Here is a 20,524-nt window from a genome sequence, read left to right on the forward strand (position 1 = left end):
GGCCTTGAAACAGCCGGCGATTGTTCGCAGCAGCGATCACGCTGCTGACGCCCACCACGAATCCAGTGTCGCCTGCAGCCACGCGGCGACCTCGGCGTAATCCGCATCGTTCTGTGCCCCGCGAGGCAGCGGTGACTCATCGGCAAAATGGGCGTTGAGCGTTGCCACCGATTCGGCGTTCCACTCCGGATGAAACTGCAAACCGACCCGTGACGGGCCGACGCGATACATCTGCTGTTCACACTGAACGCTGCTGGCCAGCAGTTCTGCCTGGGGTGGCAGGTCGATGGCGTCTTCGTGCCATTCCAGCACGTTCAGTTTCTGGCCATCGGTAAAGTTCACGGTGGTCCAGCCGGTTTCCGTCTGCGGCATGCGTCGCACATTGCCACCCAGGCTTAACGCCAGCAGTTGGGCGCCGAGGCAGATGGCAAATACCGCCGCACCTTGATCGAGACAGCTCGCCAACCATTGCCGCTCGGCTGCCAGCCAGGCCGGACCGGCGTTGGATTCATAGGGCCCGCCCAGCAGAATCGCCGGCGCATTACTCACCGGCGGCAGTTCGCCGAGGTCGGCGCGAAACACGTTCAGCGCCAGTCCCCGGGAAGCCGCCCATTCGGCAATGGCGCCAGGACCTTCGGCAGGGTGGTGCTGAATCAGGTTCAACGGCTTCAACCTCGACATCATGGGCTCTCGCTGGAATTAAAGGCTGCCAATGTGCAGCAAAAAAGCCTGTCCCGCCAGCCAGCTTGTCGCGCTGGTGTCATCAGCAAATCTTGCAGGTTTGCCTTGAAAAAAGTGAGCGTCAGGCAACCTCTGCACCGCGATGGAGCGCCCATCCAGCCATGGCCAGCTACTGGCCTCTATTTTGTAAGTATTTGTCGCCTCAACGCAATTTACCCGTTTATAGCCACTCTAGACTGCCGCCCACTTCGGTGATCGCTCACAAGGCGATGACTGAAAGCTGCCTATCGAAAGCTGCCAATAAAAGTCTCCGCACACGGGAGTTATAAATGAAGAAGCTAGTGATGTTCGGTGCCCTGGCACTGTCGATGTTGTCCCTGACCGCCGTGGCCGATGACGCCAAGCCGATCCGCATCGGTATCGAAGCCGGTTACCCACCGTTTTCGATGAAAACCCCTGACGGCAAACTCACCGGTTTCGACGTGGATATCGGCGATGCGCTGTGCGAGCAGATGAAAGTCAAGTGCACCTGGGTCGAGCAAGAGTTCGACGGCCTGATCCCGGCACTGAAGGTCAAGAAGATCGACGCGATCCTGTCGTCCATGACCATCACTGACGACCGCAAGAAGAACGTCGATTTCACCATCAAGTACTACCACACCCCGGCGCGCTTCGTGATGAAGGAAGGCACCGATGTGAAGGACCCGCTGACCGAACTCAAAGGCAAGAAGGTCGGTGTGCTGCGCGCCAGTACCCATGACCGCTTCGCCACCGAAGTGCTGCAACCGGCCGGCATCGTGCTGGTTCGCTACGGTTCCCAGCAGGAAGCCAACCTGGACATGGTCTCCGGTCGCGTCGATGCGCTGCTGGCGGACTCGGTCAACCTGGACGACGGTTTCCTGAAAACCGACGCCGGCAAGGGCTTCGCGTTCGTTGGTCCTGAGTACAACGATCCGAAGTACTTCGGTGGCGGCGCCGGCATTGCCGTGCGCAAGGGCGATACCGCCCTGGCCGAGCAATTCAACAAGGCCATCACCGAGATCCGCGCCAACGGCAAGTACAAGCAAGTGCAGGACAAGTACTTCAAGTTTGACGTTTACGGCGAGTAATCCGGCCGTTTGAAAAAGTGGCAGCCGTGGATGCGGTTGCCATTTTTTTTGTGATTTTTCCAATGCAAGGAGATCCTTGTGGGAGCAAGCCTGCTCGCGATAGCGGTCTGTCAGTCAAAAAGTCCGGTACTGACCCACCGTTATCGCGAGCAGACTCGCTCCCACAGGTGATTTCGCCGTTCTGACCCCAGGAGTTTCCCCCATGCAACGCATCGACCACACACTGCCCTGGAGCCACCTGGGCACCGAGCGCACCCTCAGCGTCTTCCGTTATGGTACGGGCACGCGCAAGGTGTATATCCAGGCCAGCCTGCACGCCGATGAGCTGCCGGGGATGCGCACCGCGTGGGAGCTGAAAAAACGCCTGGCGGAACTGGAAAGCCAGGGGCAACTGAATGGCGTGATCGAGCTGGTGCCGGTGGCCAATCCCATCGGTCTGGACCAGCACCTGCAAGGCAGCCACATGGGCCGTTTCGAGCTGGGCAGCGGCAAGAACTTCAATCGCTCGTTCGTGGAATTGAGTGCGCCGGTGGCCCGATTGATCGGTGATCAACTGGGCAGTGATGCTGCGACCAACATCGCGCTGATTCGCCAGACCATGGGCCAGGTCATCGACGACTTGCCGCCAGCACCTTCGCAACTCGAAGCGATGCACCGACTGTTGCTGCGCCATGCCTGCGATGCCGATATCACCCTCGACCTGCATTGCGATTTCGACGCGGCGATCCACATTTACGCCTTGCCGCAGCACTGGCCGCAGTGGCAATCCCTGGCGGCGCGATTGAAGGCTGGCGTGGCCTTGTTGTGTGAAGACTCTGGTGGCAGTTCCTTCGATGAATCCTGCTCGTCGCCGTGGTTGCGTCTGGCCCGGGCCTTCCCCGAGGCGGCGATTCCACCGGCCAACCTGGCGACGACCCTGGAGTTGGGCAGCATGGGCGACACCCGGGTTGACCAGGCCCAGGCCAATTGCGAGGCGATACTCGGCTTCCTCGCCGAACAGGGGTTCATCGCCGGCAACTGGCCCGCGGCACCGGGCGAGTGCTGTGAGGGCATGCCGTTCGAAGGCACCCAATACCTGTTCGCACCGCATCATGGCGTGGTCAGCTTCCTGCGCGAAGCGGGCGAGTGGGTGGAGAAGGGCGATGCACTGTTTGAAGTGGTCGACCCCTTGAACGACAAGGTGACCACGGTCTGTGCCGGTACCAGTGGCGTGCTGTTCGCCATTGACCGTGGCCGCTATACGCAGCCAGGTACGTGGCAGGCGAAAGTGGCCGGACGTGAGCCGATTCGGGCGGGCAAGCTGATCAACGACTGACAGGCCCGCCCCATCGCGAGCAGGCTCGCTCCCACAGGATTGCGGGTGTCCTTGTGGGAGCGAGCTTGCTCGCGAAGGGGCACTGGCGGACAACGAAGATCATCAGACAGGCATCGACTTCCCTCGCCACAATGCTAGGCTCTTCCCCGAATCCTGCGCTCTGTGAAGGAAGACCCATGCTCAAGCTTCTCGCCTTGTTCACCTTGCTGGTGTCCGCCGCTGTCCACGCCCAACCCTCGCTGCAATCCGACCTGCCACTCAAGTACCTGGAGCAGGCCAACCCCGATTCGCAAGACCAGCCTCTGGTGATTTTCCTCCACGGTTACGGCAGTAACGAACAGGACCTGTTCGGCATCAAGGATGACTTGCCGGCGACTTACACCTACCTGTCGGTGCGGGCGCCGCTGGTGGTCGGAGAGGGCAGTTTTCAGTGGTTTCGCAAGAAGGGCGAAGGTGCCTATAACGGCGAGACGGATGATCTGAAGACCAGCGCTCAAACACTGCTGGATTTCATAACCCAGGCGACAAAGAAGTACCACACCGAACCCGAGAAGGTGTTCCTGGTGGGCTTTAGCCAGGGCGCGATCATGACTTACGAAGTGGGCCTGCGCCATCCGGAAGCGGTGGGCGGGATCGCTGCCTTGAGCGGGCGTATCCTGCCGGTGCTCAAATCCGAACTCAAACCGGATGAAAAGCGCCGGTCGCTGGCGGTTTTCATCGGTCATGGCGAGCAGGACAAGCGCCTGCCCGTCACCGACGGCAGCGAGGCCAACAACCTGCTGCAAAGCGTGTCACTCGAACCCGAGTTTCACGCCTATCCGGGTGTCGGCCACAGCATCAGCGCCGATGAAATTCAGGATTTGAGCGCCTGGTTGCAGCGCCTCAATCCATAAGCTTACTTGCCGCTGACGATTTGCTTGACCAGGGTTTCGTGTGCCGCCATGTCGCCAGGGCGGGAAATCACCTGGATTACCGCGATCCGCTTGCCGGACGCAGCGACCAGTGTGGAGTTCAGGGTCTTGCCGCCACCCTGGGTAGCCGTATTGTCGACCTGACGCAGGCCCAGGCCGTTTTTCAGCGTGAAGCTCTTTTCGCTCAGCTTGTTGTAGTCGGGCAGGGATTTGCGCTGGGCGGCGTCGAAATCATTCACGGTGCCGTCAAGGAACGGGCCGTCGTTGTCCTTGACGTTGACGTCCGGGGGAAGGGTGTGTTCAGCGGCAATCACCACGGTTTTGGTGGCCTCGTTGCTGTACAGGGTACCGTTGGCTTCATCCGGCCCCTTGGGCAGCGGGTTGGCGACAAAGCCTTTGGGCAGGTTGTAGGTGAGCTTGCCATCCAGCATCGAGACTTTCTGAGCCGGTGCTTCAGCGGGCTTGGCCTTGGCGGCCTGCGCATTCAAAGCCCCCAGACTGGCAGTGGCAGCCAGCAGCAGGACCAGGGCTTTTTTACTCAACAGTGACATTGGGATCTCCAGGGAGGGTCGCGCGGTGAGGCGCGATCATCCCACGGAGGTTGCACTGCATTCCAGCGTGCCGTGCGCTCAAACTTCGCGACGCGACGGATAGCTTTCGATCACGTGCAGAAACTCGATCCGCCGTTCACTGGCCAGCAGCTCCGGCAGCAGCGCTTCGTAGGCTTGACGATACGGCTTGTTGAGGTGACGAGCGATAAAGTCTTCCTTGCTGCAATTCCAGGTTTCGTACAGCACCAGGGTATTGGGCTCGTCCTGAAGCTGATGCACCCAGGTGTTGACGAAGTCGGGCTCTGCCGACATCCGGTGCACCACGTCCAGCAGGCGTTCCTTGGTTTCGGCAAAGCGCGCCGGCTTGGCCGGCAGATAAACGACGAACGCGACTTGATCACTCATTTCATCACCTCACAAGGCAGCATGGACGGGGTTACGCCTGGTTCTGCGGGAACAGGTTGCGACGGGTTTCCTCGTCGAACTCGGCCTTGAGCACCAGCTTTTCTTTCAGGCCATGGGCGCGCTTGGCGGCCGGGCGGGCGCTGATTTCATCAAACAGGCGCTTGACGTTCGGATAGGCCGCCAGGCCGTTCTCGCCGAGGATGTAAGGCGCGTAGTTGGCCCAGCCCCACAAGGCGATGTCGGCAATGCTGTAGCTGTCGCCGGCCAGGTAAGGATGTTCGGCCAGACGTTGATCGAGCACGCGGTAATGGCGTTCGACTTCCTTGAGATAACGGTTTTTCGCGTAGGGCAGGTCTTCCGGGGCGTGGTGCAGGAAATGCACCGCCTGACCGGAGAACGGCGACAGGCCGGTGCCGATGAACATCAGCCAGGACAGCATCTGGGCGTTCTCGGCGGCGTTGGCCGGCACAAAGCGCTGATGTTTCCGGGCAAGGTGCAGGAGGATGGCCTGGGAGTCGAACACGGTAGCATCGCCGTCTACCAGCGCCGGCACCTTGGCATTCGGGTTGATGGCCAGAAAAGCGGGTTGGTGTTGTTCGCCCTTGAAGGTGTCGACGCCGATCAACTCGTAAGGGGTTTGCAGCTCTTCGAGCAGCAGGGCGACTTTCATCGGGTTGGGCGAAGGGTGGAAAAAGAATTTCATGGTGTTGGCCTCAGTCGGGTTGGGTTTGGACTGAGGCCATGGTGGGCGAAACCTGTTCGATTGACGTACGAGCTTGTTGGGCTACTCGTGCGAAACAATCGAACGTTGTCTGGTGGTCTTGAACGGTACCTTGGCGGTGGCAATGACGGCACCGGTGATGATCAGCAACGCCGGCACGATCAGGATCGCGCCGGCCTGGCCCTGACCGACGACTATCAGCAACAAGGTCGAGATCAACGGCGCGAGATAGGACAGCGCGCCCAGCGTGGCCAGGTTGCCGTGCTTGGTCGCGTGATCCCAGGCAAAGAATGCCAGCCCGGCCGGTCCCAGGCCGAGGATGACAATCGCCGCCCATTGATTGAGATTGGGCGACACGGTGGTTTCCAAGGCCAGGTGGCAGACCAGCCCGGCAGCCGCCGACATGCCGCAGATACCGCCGATGATGCTGCTCGGTACTTCCTTGAAGCGACGGTTGAACACCGAGTACCCGGCCCAGATCAGGGCACAACCCAATGCCGCCAGGTACCCGGCAATGAGCATCGTCGCGTCCGTGTGCGTCGCCCGCTGCTGCATGATGAACGCCGTACCCGCCAGGCCCAGCAAGGCGCCGAGCGCCTGGCGCCGGTGCAGTTTTTCGCCGGCGGCATAGGCGGACAACAACACCAACATCAGTGGCCATAGATAGTTGATCAGGCTGGCTTCGGCGGCGGGTGCCACTTTGAGGGCGAAAAAATACAGCCCGTGATAAACGAAAATCCCCACGAAGCCGGTGGTCCAAACGGCCCAGGGCTGACGCCAACTGCTGAACCCGGCGAGTCCGCGGCGCCCGAGGATGAGCAGACTCGCGACAAAGGCCACGGCAAAGCTCAGGGTCAGCAGTTCGAAGGGCGGAATACCTTCAGTGAGGGTGGTCAACAGCGCCAGACAAGACCAGAGGAAGATCGCAATCACGCCGACGGCCGTCGCCGAGCGGGCGTTGCGCACACGAGACGGGGCTTGAGTCATGTCTGTTCCTTCAGCGCGTTGAGGCGGGCAACATCCTGGCCCGATGACTCGATGCAGCTTAGCGCCTGATGACAGCCCGTCCAGCGTCGGTCGTCGGGCCGAACGGTCGCGCCAGCAAGCGTCGGGTCACGCCGAGCATGGCCACCGAAACTCCGACGGCCAGCACGAAGGCCTGCATGCCCATCGTCGGCAACGCCAGTGCCAGCACCAGGCAGAAGGCGGCAAACGAGTACATGCCGATAGCGGTGGCGCGCAGTAACAGGGCAGTAAAGGCCGGCCCGCGGGCTTGCTGGGAGAACACCGCCATCACGCTGCCCAGTACCGGGAACACCGCGAGCAGGCCGCTCCAGCGTTCGCCCACGGTGCTGGCGAGCAGGGTCACGAACAGGGTGAGCAAGGCACCGGCGACCATGCGCAACCAGAGCTTGTCGGATTTTGGTGCAGGGCCATTCAGTGCCGGTTGCACAACCGGGAACAGGTACGGCGCGGCGAGCAACGCCGTCGCAGCGGCACAGGCGGAAAACACCAGGGACGCTGGAATCAGCGACAGCACCACGGCGATCACTGCCCAGACCGACAGTGACACCAGCAGCGCCACCGGCCAACCGGCGCGCTGTGCCACCTGGGCGTAGCTGGCGCAGAAGGCAATCATGGCGAACATCGCCGACAGCGCCGCCGTGGCCGATTGCGCGGCGAACGCCGGGCCTTGTTCCAGGGCAAGGAACAACAGGATCGGTCCCACCACCACCGGCAAACCCGACAGCCAGCCGGCCACGCTCGGCCCCCAGCGTTTACCGGCCAGGGAAATCAGCAGGAGGAATCCAGGAATCAGCAACAGCTTGAGAATCAACACGGGCACGCGTCCTTACGATGTCATGTGGCAACGTTACCATCGCGAGGCGCAAATGGCGCTATCTGTATGCATAAGTTGTATACAAAAAACAAAGCCTGCTGAAAATTGTACGAAAGCACGTTTTACGCATAGGTTTTAAACAGGGCTTGTACGGGGACATCGCCATGAATCGCCAGCGCTCAAGGTTGCGCCACTGTTTTTGGTTGTTGTGGTTGCTTGGCTGCCCGGCGTTTGCCAGTTGGCAGGACTCGTTGCCGGGGGCGCAATTGATCGGCAGCGGCGAGTTCCGCAAGTTTGGTTTCGATGTCTACAGCGCGCGGCTGTGGAGTCCGTCGCGGCCGATGGTGGGGGATCAGCCGTTCGCCCTCGAGCTGATTTATCAGCGTTCGATTTCCCGGGAGGACCTGGTACAGGCCAGCGTCAAGGAGATCAAGCGCCTGGCCGGCCCTTCCGTCAGCGCTGAGCAACTGGCGGCGTGGCAGGCGCAGATGCAGGAATCGTTTGTCGATGTGCAGGCCGGCACACGACTGACCGGCGTGTACCTGCCGGGGCAGGGGGCGCGTTTTTTCCTCGGCCAACAGTTGCTGCGCGAGGTCGATGACCTGCAATTCGCCCAGGCATTTTTCGCCATCTGGCTGGATCCGCGGACCAAGGATCCCGAGTTGCGCGCGCAGCTGCTCGGCACCGTGCCCTGAAGTTTGCGATGATCAGCGAGCAACCCTGCGCCTAGTCACCTGCTGATGGATCATCGTGTGAAATTCAGTCACCTGCCGAAAACTGCAACTGCGCCGTTTTGCCCACCGGAAGTGGCCGGGACGGTAGTTGTCGATGCCCGCGCGTCTTTTTTCAAGCGCGCCTTGCGCTTTGCGGGGCCCGGTTTGTTGGTGTCCATCGGCTACATGGACCCGGGCAACTGGGCCACCGCCATCGAGGCGGGCTCTCGGTTTGGCTACAGCCTGTTGTTTGTCGTGCTGCTCGCCAGTCTGGCCGGGATGGCGGTGCAGTGCCTGTGCTCGCGCTTGGGCATTGCCACCGGACGTGACCTGGCGCAGCTATCCCGCGAACGCTACAGCACCGGCACTGCGCGAACCCAGTGGTTCCTTGCGGAAATCTCGATCATCGCCACCGACCTTGCCGAGGTGCTGGGTTGTGCCGTGGCGTTCCATCTGCTGCTGGGTTGCTCACTGACAGTCGGCATCGCCCTGACGGCATTCGACACGCTCTTGGTGCTGGCTTTGCAGAACCGCGGCTTTCGCCGGCTCGAGGCGATCATGCTGGTGCTGGTGGCGACCATCGGTGTGTGTTTCTTCGTTGAGTTAGTGCTGATCAAACCTTACTGGCCGGAGGTGGCCCAAGGTTTCAAACCCTCGTTGTCCGCCATCAGCGATGCCGCGCCCTTGTACCTGGCCATCGGCATTCTCGGGGCAACGGTGATGCCGCATAACCTGTACCTGCACACTTCCATCGTGCAAACGCGCCTGATCGGCCAGGACCTGGCGAGCAAACAGGACGCGGTCAGACTGGCGCGCATCGACACCATTGGTTCTTTGGCCCTGGCGTTGCTGGTCAACGCGGCGATCCTGATTCTCGCGGCAGCCGCGTTCCACAAAACCGGGCATAGCGATGTCGTCGACATACAGGACGCCTATCACCTGCTCGACCCATTGGTAGGCGGGGCGCTGGCCAGCGTGTTGTTTGGCGTTGCCTTGCTGGCTTCCGGGCAGAGTTCGACCTTCACCGGCACCATCGCCGGGCAAGTGATCATGGAAGGCTTTTTGAACCTGCGCATTCCCTGCTGGCAACGCCGTCTGATCACCCGCGGACTGGCGCTGATCCCGGCCTTCATTGGGGTGTGGTTGATGGGCGATGAGGCCATCGGCAAATTGCTGGTGTTGAGTCAGGTGGTGTTGAGTTTGCAATTGCCTTTTGCGTTGTACCCGTTGATTCGCATGACCAACGATGCGCGGTTGATGGGACCCTTTGTCAATCGGCTGCCGACGCGGGTGTTGGTGTGGGGATTGTTTGTGCTGATCAGCGGGGCGAACAGCTGGTTGATACTGCAGCTTTTTGGCTGACTGGACTGGGCTCATTGCGGTCTGCCGGATAAAACCCCAGGCAAAAAAGAACCCGGTGCGACTTGTATCGCACCGGGTGTTTTTCCAGCCGGCCAGCGGATCTTCGTGGGTCCCCGCCGCCGTCTGTTGAACACTTTATGCCCGCTCAAGCGCCAGGGCCACGCCTTGACCGCCGCCGATGCACAAGGTGGCGAGGCCTTTTTTGGCGTCACGCTTGAGCATTTCGTGGAGCAGGGTGACCAGCACGCGGCAACCCGAGGCACCGATCGGGTGACCGAGGGCGATGGCGCCGCCGTTGACGTTGACCTTGTTCAAGTCCCATTCCAGGTCCTTGGCCACCGCCAGCGATTGTGCAGCAAAGGCTTCGTTGGCTTCGATCAGGTCCAGTTGGTCGATGGACCAGCCAGCCTTGTCCAGGCAGCGACGAGTCGCCGACACCGGGCCGATGCCCATGATGGCCGGGTCGACACCGGCGTTGGCGTACGCGGCGATTTTCGCCAGAACCGGCAAGCCGAGGGCCTTGGCTTTTGCCGCGCTCATCAGGATCACGGCAGCAGCGCCGTCGTTCAGCGACGAGGCGTTACCGGCGGTCACCGAGCCGTCTTTCTTGAAAGCAGGCTTGAGCTTGGCCAGGGCTTCGGCCGTGGTGCCGGCCCGTGGTTGCTCGTCGGTGGCGAAGGACAGCGGATCGCCCTTGCGCTGCGGAATCAGGATCGGGGTGATTTCATCGACGAATCGTCCGGCTTCGATGGCAGCGACGGCCTTCTGCTGCGAGGCGGCGGCGAAGGCATCCTGCTGCTCGCGGCTGATGTCGTATTTTTCCACCAGGTTTTCGGCGGTGATGCCCATGTGGTAATCGTTGAAGGCATCCCACAGGCCGTCACTGATCATGGTGTCGACGATTTGCGCGTGACCCATGCGCAGGCCGGTGCGCGCACCGGGCATGACGTAGTTGGCCAGGCTCATGTTTTCCTGGCCACCGGCGATGATCACCTCGGCATCGCCGCAGCGAATCGCCTGGGCGCCCAGGTGCAGGGCCTTGAGGCCCGAGCCGCAGACCTTGTTCAGGGTCATGGCCGGTACGGCGAAGGGCAGGCCGGCCTTGATCGAGGCCTGGCGTGCAGGGTTCTGCCCGGCACCGGCAGTCAGTACCTGGCCCATGATCACTTCATCGACTTCAGCCGGGTTCAGGCCGGTTTGTGCCAGCAACTGACGGATCACCGCCGCGCCGAGGTCAACGGCAGAAACATTGGCCAGGGCGCCCTGGAAACTGCCGATCGCGGTACGCGTGGCGGCAACAATGACAACTTCTTGCATGGACTGATTCCTCACTGGGCAGCGAACTGCATTTCCGGCACGTGATCCGGGACGATCAGTTTACCAGCGGTTTTTGCGACGATTTCCTCGACGCTTACGCCAGGTGCGCGTTCCTTGAGGACAAAAGCGCCATTTTCGATTTCCAGGTAGGCCAGGTCGGTCAGCACGCGCTTGATGCAACCGGCACCGGTCAGCGGCAGGCTGCACTGGCTCAGCAGCTTGGACTCACCGTCCTTGGACGCGTGGGTCATGATCACGATGATGTTGTCGGCACCGGCCACCAGGTCCATCGCGCCGCCCATGCCCTTGACCAGTTTGCCGGGGATCATCCACGAGGCAATGTTGCCCTGCACGTCCACTTCGAAGGCGCCCAGCACGGTCAGATCGACGTGACCGCCGCGGATCATGGCGAAGGATTCGGCCGAGGAGAAAATCGACGCGCCGATACGCGCAGTTACCGTTTGCTTGCCGGCGTTGATCATGTCGGCATCGATGGTTTCTTCAGTCGGGAACGGACCCATGCCGAGCAGACCGTTTTCCGACTGCAGCATGACTTCCATGCCTTCGGGAATATAGTTGGCGACCAGGGTCGGAATGCCGATGCCCAGGTTGACGTAGAAGCCGTCCTGCATTTCGCGGGCGACGCGTTGAGCCATTTGTTCGCGGGAAAGTGCCATTGTTGTTATTCCTTCATTCGGTCCGGGGGCAGGGGATCACTTACGCACGGTGCGCTGTTCGATGCGCTTCTCGAACGTGCCGCAGATGATCCGGTCGACGTAGATGCCAGGGGTGTGGATCTGTGCCGGGTCCAGCTCGCCGGGTTCGACGATTTCTTCGACTTCGACCACGGTGATCTTGCCGGCGGTGGCGGCCAGCGGGTTGAAGTTCTGGGCGGTATGACGGTAGATGACGTTACCGAAATGGTCGGCTTTCCAGCCTTTGACGATGGCGAAGTCGCCGGTGATGGACTCTTCCATCAGGTACTTGCGGCCATGGAATTCACGCACTTCCTTGCCTTCGGCGACGGGGGTGCCAACACCGGTGGCGGTGAAGAAAGCCGGGATGCCGGCGCCGCCTGCGCGCATTTTTTCGGCGAGGGTGCCTTGCGGGGTCAGAATGACCTCGATTTCGCCTTTGAGCAGTTGTTCTTCGAACAGCTTGTTTTCACCGACGTAGGAGGCCACGACCTTGCTGATCTGGCGATCGGTGAGCAGCACGCCGAGGCCGAAACCGTCGACGCCGCAGTTGTTGGAAACCACGGTGAGATCACGGGTGCCCTTGCGCTTGATCTCGGCGATCAGGTTTTCCGGGATGCCACACAGGCCGAAGCCACCGGCGATCACGGTCATGCCGTCTTCAAGACCTGCCAGCGCTTCCTCGTAGGAATTCACGCGCTTGTCGAAACCTGCCATATGCACCTCTTTTATTCTTTGTGGGCGGCTGGCTAGCCGAATGGGGTTGAGTGTCGCGCTGGTTTATTCATTTGTTAAGTTGATTTTTAAGGTTGATTGATAGATAAAACTCAACAAACCACAGTCTTTAACTTGCAGCTTAAAGCTAGCAGCCTACAACTTGAGCGAAGCGAGATGACCGTCAAACAGATCCGTGCCTTCCTCGCCGTCGCGCAAAGCCTGAGCTTCGCCGTGGCCTGCGAGCGTCTGCACCTGTCGCAATCGGCCCTGAGCCTGACCATCAAGGCGCTGGAAGAGGGCCTGGGTGGGCGCCTGTTCACCCGCAACACACGTAACGTGGCGCTGACCGCTGAAGGTGAATCCCTGCTGCCACTGGCTCGCCGGCTGATTGCCGACTGGGACAACGCCGAGGATGAAATGCGCCAGCGTTTCACCCTGCAGCGCGGCCGGGTGACCCTGGCGGCCATGCCGTCGTTTGCCGGTAACCTGCTGCCGCCGATCCTCAAGACCTTCCGCGCCCGCTACCCGAAAGTCAACGTCACGGTCAACGACGTGATCAACGAGCATGTGCTGGAAATGGTCCGCGACCGCCAGGTGGAACTGGGCGTGGCCTTCGAGCCGACCCAGAGTTCGTCACTGCATTTCACGCCCCTGTACGTCGACCGTTTCGTCGCGGTGGTGCCGCTGGATTCGCCCTTGGCCGAGCTTGATGACATCGACTGGCTGACCTTGCTCAAGGAGCCGTTCATTACCTTGCAGCGCCCGTCGACGGTGCGGGTGATGCTCGAAGAACACTTGCAGGCCCGAGGCATGAAGCTGCCGGTGGAGTTCGAGAGTCATCAACTGGCGACGGTCGGGCGCATGGTCGCCAGCGGGCTGGGGGTGAGCGCGGTGCCGGCGCTGTGTGCCGGGCAGATGCGCGAGCTGGGCGCGCAGTGCATCACCTTGCGCGACCCGGTGGTGGAACGGGCGCTCGGCGTGCTGACCTTGCCGGGGGGCGAGCTGTCGGCGGCCGCGCAGGCGTTGTTTGATGTGTTGAAAGAAGAGAACTTCGGCGAACAACTGTCCATGGCCTGAACACGGGGCCCTGTAGAGAGGTCCTTGTGGGAGCGAGCTTGCTCGCGATGGTCGTTAACGATGGCGCGGGATACCTGAATTTACGCTGCGCCCTCACGTCCATCGCGAGCAAGCTCGCTCCTACAGGGGGTTGGGTTGCTCAGGGCGAGAGGCGTTGAGCCAGTTGCGGCAACAGCGCTTCGCAGGACGCTTCAATCTTCAGATCAAGCAGCTCATCCGCCCGGGTCTTGCCGATATTGATCGCGATCAGCGGCTTGCCCTGATCCACCACCACCCGGCACAGGCGAAACGCCGAATAGGCCATCAGCGAAGAACCGACCACCAGCAATCCCGCCGCCTGTTCAACCGCCGCCATCGCCTTGACCGCCGTGGCCTGTGCGACGTTTTCGCCGAAAAACACCACGTCGGGTTTCATCCGCTCACCGGCACAAAACGGGCAATGGGGCACCTGAAAGCGCGCTTCGAACGCCGGGTCGAGCAGGGTATCGCCGTCCGGTGCCTGCACCGCATCGACACCGGCCAGATAAGGGTTTTGCGCTTCCATCAAGCGCTGGATCCCATCGCGTTCGCTGGGCTGGCCACAATCCAGGCACAACACGCGATGCAGGCTGCCATGCAGTTCGATGACGTCATGGCTGCCGGCCTGGTCGTGCAGGGTATCGACGTTCTGCGTGATCAGCGCGCTGATTTGCCCTGCGCGTTGTAATTGCGCCAGGCTTTCATGGGCCACATTCGGCTGCGCCTGGCGCACCCGTGGCCAGCCGAGCATTGCCCGCGCCCAATAACGGCGGCGGGATTCCGGGGCGGCGAGAAATTCCTGATACATCATCGGCTGCCGGCCTCGGCGTACGCCCTGATTGTCGCGATAGTCCGGGATGCCTGAGGGCGTGCTGATACCGGCACCGGTCAACACGGCAAACGGTGCATCGGCCATCAGCGCCTGGAGACGGTCGAGCTGTTCATCAAAGAAGTTCAACACTCGGCGAAACCCCTTGCAGGAGCGAGCTTGCTCGCGGTGGTGGGTCAGGTAGACCAATGTATCTGATACACCCTCGCGAGCAAGCTCGCCCCCACAAGGGAAGTGGGCGGGATTACTTGCGCGCCTCCAGGATCAGGTTGAACGGCGTTTCCGTGGCCCGGCGGAAATGGCTGAAACCGGCTTCGCTGAACACCTTGCGCAGGCGCGCTTCACCGGCCTGGGCACCGAGGCCGAGGCCGACTTCCTGGGACAGCGAATTGGGCGTGCAGATGAAGGTCGAGGCCGCGTAGAACAGCCTGCCCACCGGATTGACGTTGTCGTCGAGCGCGTCGTTGGCGTAAGGCTCGACCAGCAGCACGGTGCCATCGGGTTTCAGCGACTCATAGGCGTGTCTGGCTGCGCCCACCGGGTCGCCCATGTCGTGCAGGCAGTCGAAATAGCAGATCAGGTCGTAATCGTCGCCCGGGTAGCTTTTCGCCGTGCCCTGGAAGAATCGTGCGCGGCCCGATACACCGCCTTCTTCGGCCCGTTGGGTGGCGACGGTGACGGAGGGGGCGTGATAGTCGAAGCCGACGAAGCGCGACTCGGGAAACGCCTGGGCCATGATCACTGTCGAGGCGCCGTGGCCGCAGCCGATGTCGGCGACTTTGGCGCCGGCTTCCAGTTTCGCCACCACGCCATCCAGTGCCGGCAGCCATTCGGCGATCAGGTGCGCCTTGTAGCCTGGCCGGAAGAAACGTTCGGTACCGCTGAACATGCACGGATGGTGATCGCCCCAGGGCAGGGCGCCGTTGCCGCGCATGGCCTTGACCAGTTTGTCCTTGTCGTGGAAAAACGACGCCACCACGCCGATGCCGCCGGCAATGTAGACCGGCGAGTCTTCGATACCCAGGGCCATGGCCTGTTCCGGCGGCAGGCAGAACTGGCCATCGCGGTGTTCCATGTAGCCAGAGGCGGCGTGGGCGCTGAGCCATTCGCGCAGCAGGCGGGTGTTGCAGCCGGTTTTTTCGGCGAGGGTTTCGGGGGTTGTGGGTTGGCTGTCGGCCATTGCCCGGTACAGGCCGAGCTCTTCACCGAGAATGACGTTGGCGAGCATCGCTGCGCCGCCCATGTCGTTGACCAGTTTGCCCATGAAGTCATTGAGTTTGGCCTCGTCCATCACGTGTGCTCCTGTGGCGGGATCAGGGTCCAGAGGGCATGTTTTTCGAGGCATTCGCCCCTGGGCGGTGGTCGTGGGAATGAACAGGACGCCGAGCGGGTCCTGTGTGCATTAAGTCTAGTTCGTCGATCGTGCACACGCTCCTACAAGGGATCTGTGTATCGCACTGTATCGGGAGCCACGACGGACACACTGCCTTGAAATCCGCCATGGGGTTGAACACAGAGCCGATACACCCCGGCGCTTAACTGTGTCTCAAGGCGAGCAAGGTGCTCGCGCCTTTGAACACAGTGCGAGATCAACATCATGCAGACTCCCATCACCCCGGTAACCAAGGCCAGTGCCGGCCTTGGCCTGCGCCGCGGTTTGATCAAAGACCTTCAGGCCGCGCCCACGGGCGATTTCGACTTTCTCGAAGTGGCGCCGGAGAACTGGATCGGCATCGGTGGCGCCCATGGTGCGGCGCTGCGCGCCCTGGCCGAGCGCTATCCGCTGTCCTGCCACGGCTTGTCCTTGTCCCTGGGCGGACCGTCGCCCCTCGACGTCGACTTCCTGGTGGAAGTCCGGCAGTTTCTCGATCACTTCAAGGTGCCTCTGTACAGCGAGCACCTGAGCTACTGCAGCGACGACGGTCATCTTTACGACCTGCTGCCATTGCCGTTCACCGAAGAGGCGGTGCACCACGTCGCCGCGAGAATTCGCCAGGCCCAGGACATTCTCGGCCGCCGCCTGGCGGTGGAAAACGTCTCCTATTACGCCGCACCCCGGCAAGACATGGACGAAGTGACCTTCACCAATGCCGTGTTGCGCGAAGCTGATTGCGAACTGCTGCTCGACGTCAACAACGTCTACGTCAATTCGATCAACCACGGCTTTGATCCGCAGACCTTCCTCACCGGGATCGATGCGAATCGGGTGGTGGCCATGCACATCGCCGGGCATTTCGACGAGTCCGACAGCCTGAAAATCGACACCCACGGTGCGTCTGTCAAACCGGCAGTCTGGGCCTTGCTGGCGCAGGCCTATGCACGCTTTGGCGCACAACCGACCTTGCTAGAACGGGATTTCAACTTCCCGGCGTTCAGCGAACTGGTGGCGGAACTGCGGACCATTCGCCGCCTGCAACAGGAGGGCATGAACCGTGGATAACGCCAGCCTTCTGCAGCAACAAACCGCCATGGGTCAGTACCTGCGGGACCCGGACAGGAACGCGTCACCCGGCGAAATGGACCCGGCGCGGGCACAGGTTTATCGCGATCTGGTGTTTGCCAATCTATCGACCCTGTTGAGCAGCACTTTTCCGGTGTTGATCCGGATTCTTGGTCAGCAGCGCTGGCGTCTGCTGGTGCGCAGCTTTCTGCGCGACTACCGCGCGCGCACGCCAAAATTCGGCGAGATTGCCCAGGAGTTCCTCGAGTTTCTCGCGGCTGATCCGCAGGTGTTGAGTGAGGGTGACTGGCCGCCGTTCCTGGTGGAACTGGCGCATTACGAGTGGGTGGAGATGGTACTGCAACAGTCCGATGACGAGCCGCTGGCTGTCGGCGACGCAGGGTTGTTGCTGCATCGGCCGCTGCAAGTGTCGCCGCTGGCCTGGCCATTGGCCTATGCGTGGCCGGTCCAGAAAGTCGGCCCCGATTACCAGCCGGATGCTGCGCCGTCGCAACCAACCTTGCTGCTGGTACGTCGTGGCGAGGACTGGAGCGTGAAGTTCTCCGAGCTGAGTCCGTTGGCCTGGCGACTGCTGCAACGCATTGGCGAGTACCCCGATCTGAGCGGGCTCGAGCAGTTGCACGGCCTGGCCGTCGAGGCCGGGATCGCAGCTGATACAGCCTTTCTTGAGAACGGTTTGGCGCTGTTGCAGCAGATGCACGGGGAAGCGGTCGTGGGTCTCCGGCACGAATGAGCGTGCCGGCCATCCCAAGGCGATCAGATCCTCAACGCAAACGCTCGAGCATCTGGTAATACCACATACCCGCCGCGAGCATCGGATTGCCCAGCAGGTCGCCCATCGGTACGCGAATATGCTGGCACGCGGCGAAGGTGTCGAACTGCTCCAGTTGCCCGGTGATCGCCCGGCCCATGATTTCGCCCATGATGTGGGTGGTGGCGATGCCATGCCCGGAGTAGCCCTGGCAGTACCAGACGTTGTCCGAAAGTTTGCCCAGTTGTGGAATGCGGTTGATCACGATGCCCATGGCGCAGCTCCATTGGTAATCAATGGCCACGCCCTTGAGCGCCGGGAACGTCTGCTCGATGCACGGTCGCAACTCGGCGGCGATGTCCCGTGAATCCTTGCCGCTGTAGTTGGCACCACCACCGAACAGCAGGCGACCATCAGCGGTCAGGCGGTAGTAGTCGAGCACGAAGCGGCAGTCGTACACCGCCAGGTCTTCTGGGTTGATCTGCTTCGCCAGGTCGCCCAGGGGCGCGGTGGTGACGATGCCGCCCATGGCCGGGAAGATCTTGCCCTTGAGCTTGCCCGGTTCGAGCTTGTGATAAACGTCGCCGGCCAGCAGCACCTGATTGGCGTCGATGCGCCCGTGGGCGGTGCGTACGCCAGGAACATCGCCGTGAATGATTTCCAGCACCTCGCTGTTTTCGAAGATCAGCGCGCCCAGGCTCTGCGCCGCACGAGCTTCGCCAATGCACAGGTTGAGCGGGTGCAGGTGCATGTTGCGGGTGTTCTTGATCGCGCCGTGGTACAGGTCGCTTTGCAGCAGGTCGCGCACCTGGCTGCGGTCGAGCAGGCTGACTTCGTCGCCCATGCCACGGCGCACCGCTTCGTCGTAGTCCTTGCGCAAGCCGTCCATGTGCGCGGGTTTATACGCGGCATGCAGATGGCCGTGCTTGAGGTCGCAGGCGATGCCGTACTTCTCCACCCGTTGCTGGATGATCTGGTGCCCGCGCCAGCGCAGGTGCCAGATGAAATCATCGACTTCATCGCCAAGGGTGCGGCGCATCTGCTTGCGCATGGCCTCGTCACCCGAGAGGCTGCCGGTGACCTGGCCGCCATTGCGCCCGGTGGCGCCCCAGCCGATCTTGTTGCTTTCGACGATGGCGACTTTCAGGCCTTTTTCCGCCAGTTCGACGGCGGTGGCCACGCCTGTGAAACCGCCGCCGATGATCACCACGTCAACCCGGTGTTGACCGCGCAGGGTCGGGTAGTCGGTGTCCTGGTTGAGGGTGGCGGTGTAGTAGGAGTTGCTGCGTTGTTGGGTCATTTCAGCGTCCAGACAAAAAAGGTAAGACGTAACGCAGACCCTGTGGGAGCGAGCTTGCTCGCGATGGCGGTTTGTCATTCAACATTTTTGTCGCCTGACACTCCGCCATCGTCGGAACGCCGCCCGGAGCAAGCTCGCTCCCACAGGAAAGTGGGGTATGGCTGATCGGAGGGCTTACGCCTCCGTCAGATACCAGCGCCAATCCTGTTCACCCACCTCGGCCATGAACTGGCGGTACTCGGCACGTTTGACCGCCAGGTACACCCCGAGGAATTCCGAGCCCAGGGCATCCCGGGCCCAGGCCGAGTTCTCCAGCGCCCGCAGCGAGGTCAACCAGTCGGTCGGCAGCAGTTGCGTGGCCTGGGCGTAGCCGTTGCCTTGCACCGGATCGCCCGGGTCGATGTTCTCGCTGATGCCGCGATGGATGCCCGCCAGGATTGCCGCAGCGGCCAGGTAGGGGTTGGCGTCGGCGCCGCAAATACGGTGCTCGATGTGCCGACTGTTGGCTGGGCCGCCCGGTACGCGCAGGCTGACGGTGCGGTTGTCGACCCCCCAGGTTGGCGCCAGCGGCGCATAGCTGTTGGCCTGGAAGCGGCGGTAGGAGTTGGCGTTGGGGCAGAACAGCAGCAGCGAATCCAGCAGCGACTTGAGCATGCCGCCGACCGCCGTGCGCAACAGTGGCGTACCGGCCGGATCCTGCGAAGCAAACAGGTTGCGCCCTTCGGCGTCGGCGATGCTGACGTGCATATGCATGCCGGTGCCGGCCAGGTCATCGAAGGGTTTGGCCATGAAGGTCGCCTGCATGCCGTGCTTGTGGGCTATGGCCTTGACCAGCCGCTTGTAGCGCACCGCCTGATCCATCGCTTCCAGCGCATCGCCGTGTTCGAGGGTGATTTCGACCTGACCCGGGGCGTATTCGGAGATTGCCGTGCGTGCTGGTATGCCTTGCAGTTTGCAGTTGGCGTAGAGGTCGGCGAGGAAAGGTTCGATCTGTTCCAGTTCACGCAGGCCATAGACCTGGGTGTGTCGCGGTCGGCCGCCATCAACGTCCAGTGCCGGTTGCGGTCGGCCATTGTGGTCGCGCTTGGCGTCGAGCAGGTAGAACTCCAGTTCGCAGGCCATCACCGGGTAGTAACCCTCGGCTTTCAGGCGGTCGATCACGCGGATCAGCAGGTGGCGCGGGTCGGCGATGCTGGCCGGCATGCCTTCTTGCGGGTGCATGCTGACCTGCACCGCGGCGGTGGGAATCTGCCGCCACGGCAAGCGCACCAGGCTGCCATCGAGGGGGTAGGCGCGGCAGTCGATATCGCCGACGTCCCAGACCAGCCCGGAGTTTTCGACGTCTTCGCCTTGCACGGTCAGGCCGAGGATGGTGCTCGGCAGCGGGCGGCCGCTTTCATACACGGCCAGCAGTTCTTCGCGGTGCAACAGCTTGCCGCGGGGCACGCCGTTGGCATCGAGAATGAACAGCTCGATCATGTCGATATCAGGATTTTGATCGAGAAAGCGTTGGGCATCTTCAAGGGCTGCAAATTTCATGGACAAGCACTCACGTTGGCGCCACTCGGGCGCACGAATTCGAGCCAACACACAGCAACGGGCAGACGAACCCGGGGCGTGCAGGCGTAAAAAATCAGCGAGGGGGAGGGCTCGACGCGTGGGGAACGCGCTTAAACGAGCTGAGTGCTATCCGGCGGACGTGCGGAGTGACGGAGTTTGGAACGGCTCAAGGCCATGGGCAAATTGACAAT

Annotated in this window: 21 protein-coding genes; 8 read left to right on the top strand and 13 right to left on the bottom strand. The window is 61.8% G+C overall.

Translation table 11 applies throughout. The annotated features are described in order from the left end of the window. Positions 1-36 precede the first annotated feature (36 nt). A complete protein-coding gene (locus EIY72_RS08495) occupies positions 37-672 on the bottom strand; it encodes a type 1 glutamine amidotransferase (RefSeq protein WP_093218758.1) in 636 nt (211 codons plus the stop codon). A 338-nt stretch (positions 673-1,010) separates the two neighbouring features. Here EIY72_RS08495 and EIY72_RS08500 point away from each other — a divergent pair, with 338 nt between their 5' ends. The 3 genes from EIY72_RS08500 (at position 1,011) to EIY72_RS08510 (ending at position 3,998) form a co-directional block, all read left to right on the top strand. Further along, positions 1,011-1,790, top strand: a complete 780-nt coding sequence (locus EIY72_RS08500; RefSeq protein ID WP_093218760.1) for an ABC transporter substrate-binding protein — start codon at positions 1,011-1,013, stop codon at positions 1,788-1,790. Positions 1,791-1,992: 202 nt separating this feature from the next. Then, entirely contained in the window at positions 1,993-3,105 is a 1,113-nt protein-coding gene (locus EIY72_RS08505; RefSeq protein ID WP_093218763.1) for a succinylglutamate desuccinylase/aspartoacylase family protein, read from the top strand. A 176-nt stretch (positions 3,106-3,281) separates the two neighbouring features. Continuing rightward, positions 3,282-3,998, top strand: a complete 717-nt coding sequence (locus tag EIY72_RS08510) for an alpha/beta hydrolase (protein WP_093218766.1) — start codon at positions 3,282-3,284, stop codon at positions 3,996-3,998. A 2-nt stretch (positions 3,999-4,000) separates the two neighbouring features. Here EIY72_RS08510 and EIY72_RS08515 read toward each other — a convergent pair whose 3' ends face one another. The 5 genes from EIY72_RS08515 to EIY72_RS08535 form a co-directional block, all read right to left on the bottom strand. After that, complete coding sequence (locus EIY72_RS08515) at positions 4,001-4,567, bottom strand: DcrB/PsbP domain-containing protein (protein WP_093218768.1); 567 nt, start codon at positions 4,565-4,567, stop codon at positions 4,001-4,003. A 78-nt stretch (positions 4,568-4,645) separates the two neighbouring features. Beyond that, positions 4,646-4,972: a putative quinol monooxygenase gene (locus EIY72_RS08520; RefSeq protein WP_093218771.1), complete on the bottom strand. Its 327-nt coding sequence runs from the start codon at positions 4,970-4,972 to the stop codon at positions 4,646-4,648. 31 nt (positions 4,973-5,003) lie between these two features. After that, positions 5,004-5,675: a glutathione S-transferase family protein gene (locus EIY72_RS08525; protein WP_093218773.1), complete on the bottom strand. Its 672-nt coding sequence runs from the start codon at positions 5,673-5,675 to the stop codon at positions 5,004-5,006. 81 nt (positions 5,676-5,756) lie between these two features. Beyond that, positions 5,757-6,680 carry an aromatic amino acid exporter YddG gene (gene yddG / locus EIY72_RS08530; protein WP_093218776.1) on the bottom strand — a complete coding sequence of 308 codons (924 nt, stop codon included), beginning with the start codon at positions 6,678-6,680 and terminating at the stop codon, positions 5,757-5,759. Positions 6,681-6,738: 58 nt separating this feature from the next. Then, the gene (locus EIY72_RS08535) at positions 6,739-7,533 is read right to left on the bottom strand and encodes a hypothetical protein (RefSeq protein WP_093218778.1); all 795 of its coding nucleotides are present in this window, start codon (positions 7,531-7,533) and stop codon (positions 6,739-6,741) included. 164 nt (positions 7,534-7,697) lie between these two features. Here EIY72_RS08535 and EIY72_RS08540 point away from each other — a divergent pair, with 164 nt between their 5' ends. Both EIY72_RS08540 and EIY72_RS08545 read left to right on the top strand, forming a co-directional pair. Continuing rightward, entirely contained in the window at positions 7,698-8,228 is a 531-nt protein-coding gene (locus EIY72_RS08540; RefSeq protein ID WP_093218780.1) for a chalcone isomerase family protein, read from the top strand. A 57-nt stretch (positions 8,229-8,285) separates the two neighbouring features. Then, on the top strand, positions 8,286-9,608 hold the full coding sequence (locus tag EIY72_RS08545) for an Nramp family divalent metal transporter (protein WP_093230433.1): 1,323 nt from the start codon (positions 8,286-8,288) through the stop codon (positions 9,606-9,608). A 135-nt stretch (positions 9,609-9,743) separates the two neighbouring features. On the opposite strand, the gene EIY72_RS08550 is transcribed toward EIY72_RS08545, so the two are convergent. From EIY72_RS08550 to EIY72_RS08560, 3 genes are read right to left on the bottom strand one after another with little or no spacing between them, the layout of a single operon-like run. Then, positions 9,744-10,925: an acetyl-CoA C-acetyltransferase gene (locus EIY72_RS08550; RefSeq protein ID WP_093218783.1), complete on the bottom strand. Its 1,182-nt coding sequence runs from the start codon at positions 10,923-10,925 to the stop codon at positions 9,744-9,746. An 11-nt stretch (positions 10,926-10,936) separates the two neighbouring features. Further along, entirely contained in the window at positions 10,937-11,602 is a 666-nt protein-coding gene (locus EIY72_RS08555; protein ID WP_007975748.1) for a CoA transferase subunit B, read from the bottom strand. A 36-nt stretch (positions 11,603-11,638) separates the two neighbouring features. After that, complete coding sequence (locus tag EIY72_RS08560; RefSeq protein ID WP_093218785.1) at positions 11,639-12,337, bottom strand: CoA transferase subunit A; 699 nt, start codon at positions 12,335-12,337, stop codon at positions 11,639-11,641. A gap of 174 nt (positions 12,338-12,511) precedes the next feature. Between EIY72_RS08560 and EIY72_RS08565 the strand changes: the two genes are divergently transcribed. Beyond that, positions 12,512-13,414: a LysR family transcriptional regulator gene (locus EIY72_RS08565; RefSeq protein WP_093218788.1), complete on the top strand. Its 903-nt coding sequence runs from the start codon at positions 12,512-12,514 to the stop codon at positions 13,412-13,414. Between the two features lie 139 nt (positions 13,415-13,553). Here EIY72_RS08565 and EIY72_RS08570 read toward each other — a convergent pair whose 3' ends face one another. Beyond that, complete coding sequence (locus tag EIY72_RS08570; RefSeq protein ID WP_269457301.1) at positions 13,554-14,393, bottom strand: NAD-dependent protein deacetylase; 840 nt, start codon at positions 14,391-14,393, stop codon at positions 13,554-13,556. 112 nt (positions 14,394-14,505) lie between these two features. Beyond that, positions 14,506-15,552, bottom strand: coding sequence for a class I SAM-dependent methyltransferase (locus tag EIY72_RS08575; protein WP_093218790.1), 1,047 nt, complete (start codon positions 15,550-15,552; stop codon positions 14,506-14,508). Positions 15,553-15,858: 306 nt separating this feature from the next. Between EIY72_RS08575 and EIY72_RS08580 the strand changes: the two genes are divergently transcribed. Beyond that, positions 15,859-16,701: an HvfB family MNIO-type RiPP peptide maturase gene (locus EIY72_RS08580; protein ID WP_093218793.1), complete on the top strand. Its 843-nt coding sequence runs from the start codon at positions 15,859-15,861 to the stop codon at positions 16,699-16,701. Further along, positions 16,694-17,455, top strand: coding sequence for an HvfC family RiPP maturation protein (locus tag EIY72_RS08585; protein ID WP_093218795.1), 762 nt, complete (start codon positions 16,694-16,696; stop codon positions 17,453-17,455). Before EIY72_RS08580 ends, EIY72_RS08585 begins: the two co-directional genes overlap by 8 nt. 31 nt (positions 17,456-17,486) lie before the next feature. On the opposite strand, the gene EIY72_RS08590 is transcribed toward EIY72_RS08585, so the two are convergent. After that, entirely contained in the window at positions 17,487-18,773 is a 1,287-nt protein-coding gene (locus tag EIY72_RS08590) for an NAD(P)/FAD-dependent oxidoreductase (protein WP_093218800.1), read from the bottom strand. A 174-nt stretch (positions 18,774-18,947) separates the two neighbouring features. Beyond that, entirely contained in the window at positions 18,948-20,312 is a 1,365-nt protein-coding gene (locus tag EIY72_RS08595; protein WP_093218803.1) for a glutamine synthetase family protein, read from the bottom strand. Between the last annotated feature and the right edge of the window lie 212 nt (positions 20,313-20,524).

It is taken from the genome of Pseudomonas vancouverensis (assembly GCF_004348895.1).
Taxonomy (GTDB): Bacteria; Pseudomonadota; Gammaproteobacteria; order Pseudomonadales; family Pseudomonadaceae; genus Aquipseudomonas; species Aquipseudomonas vancouverensis.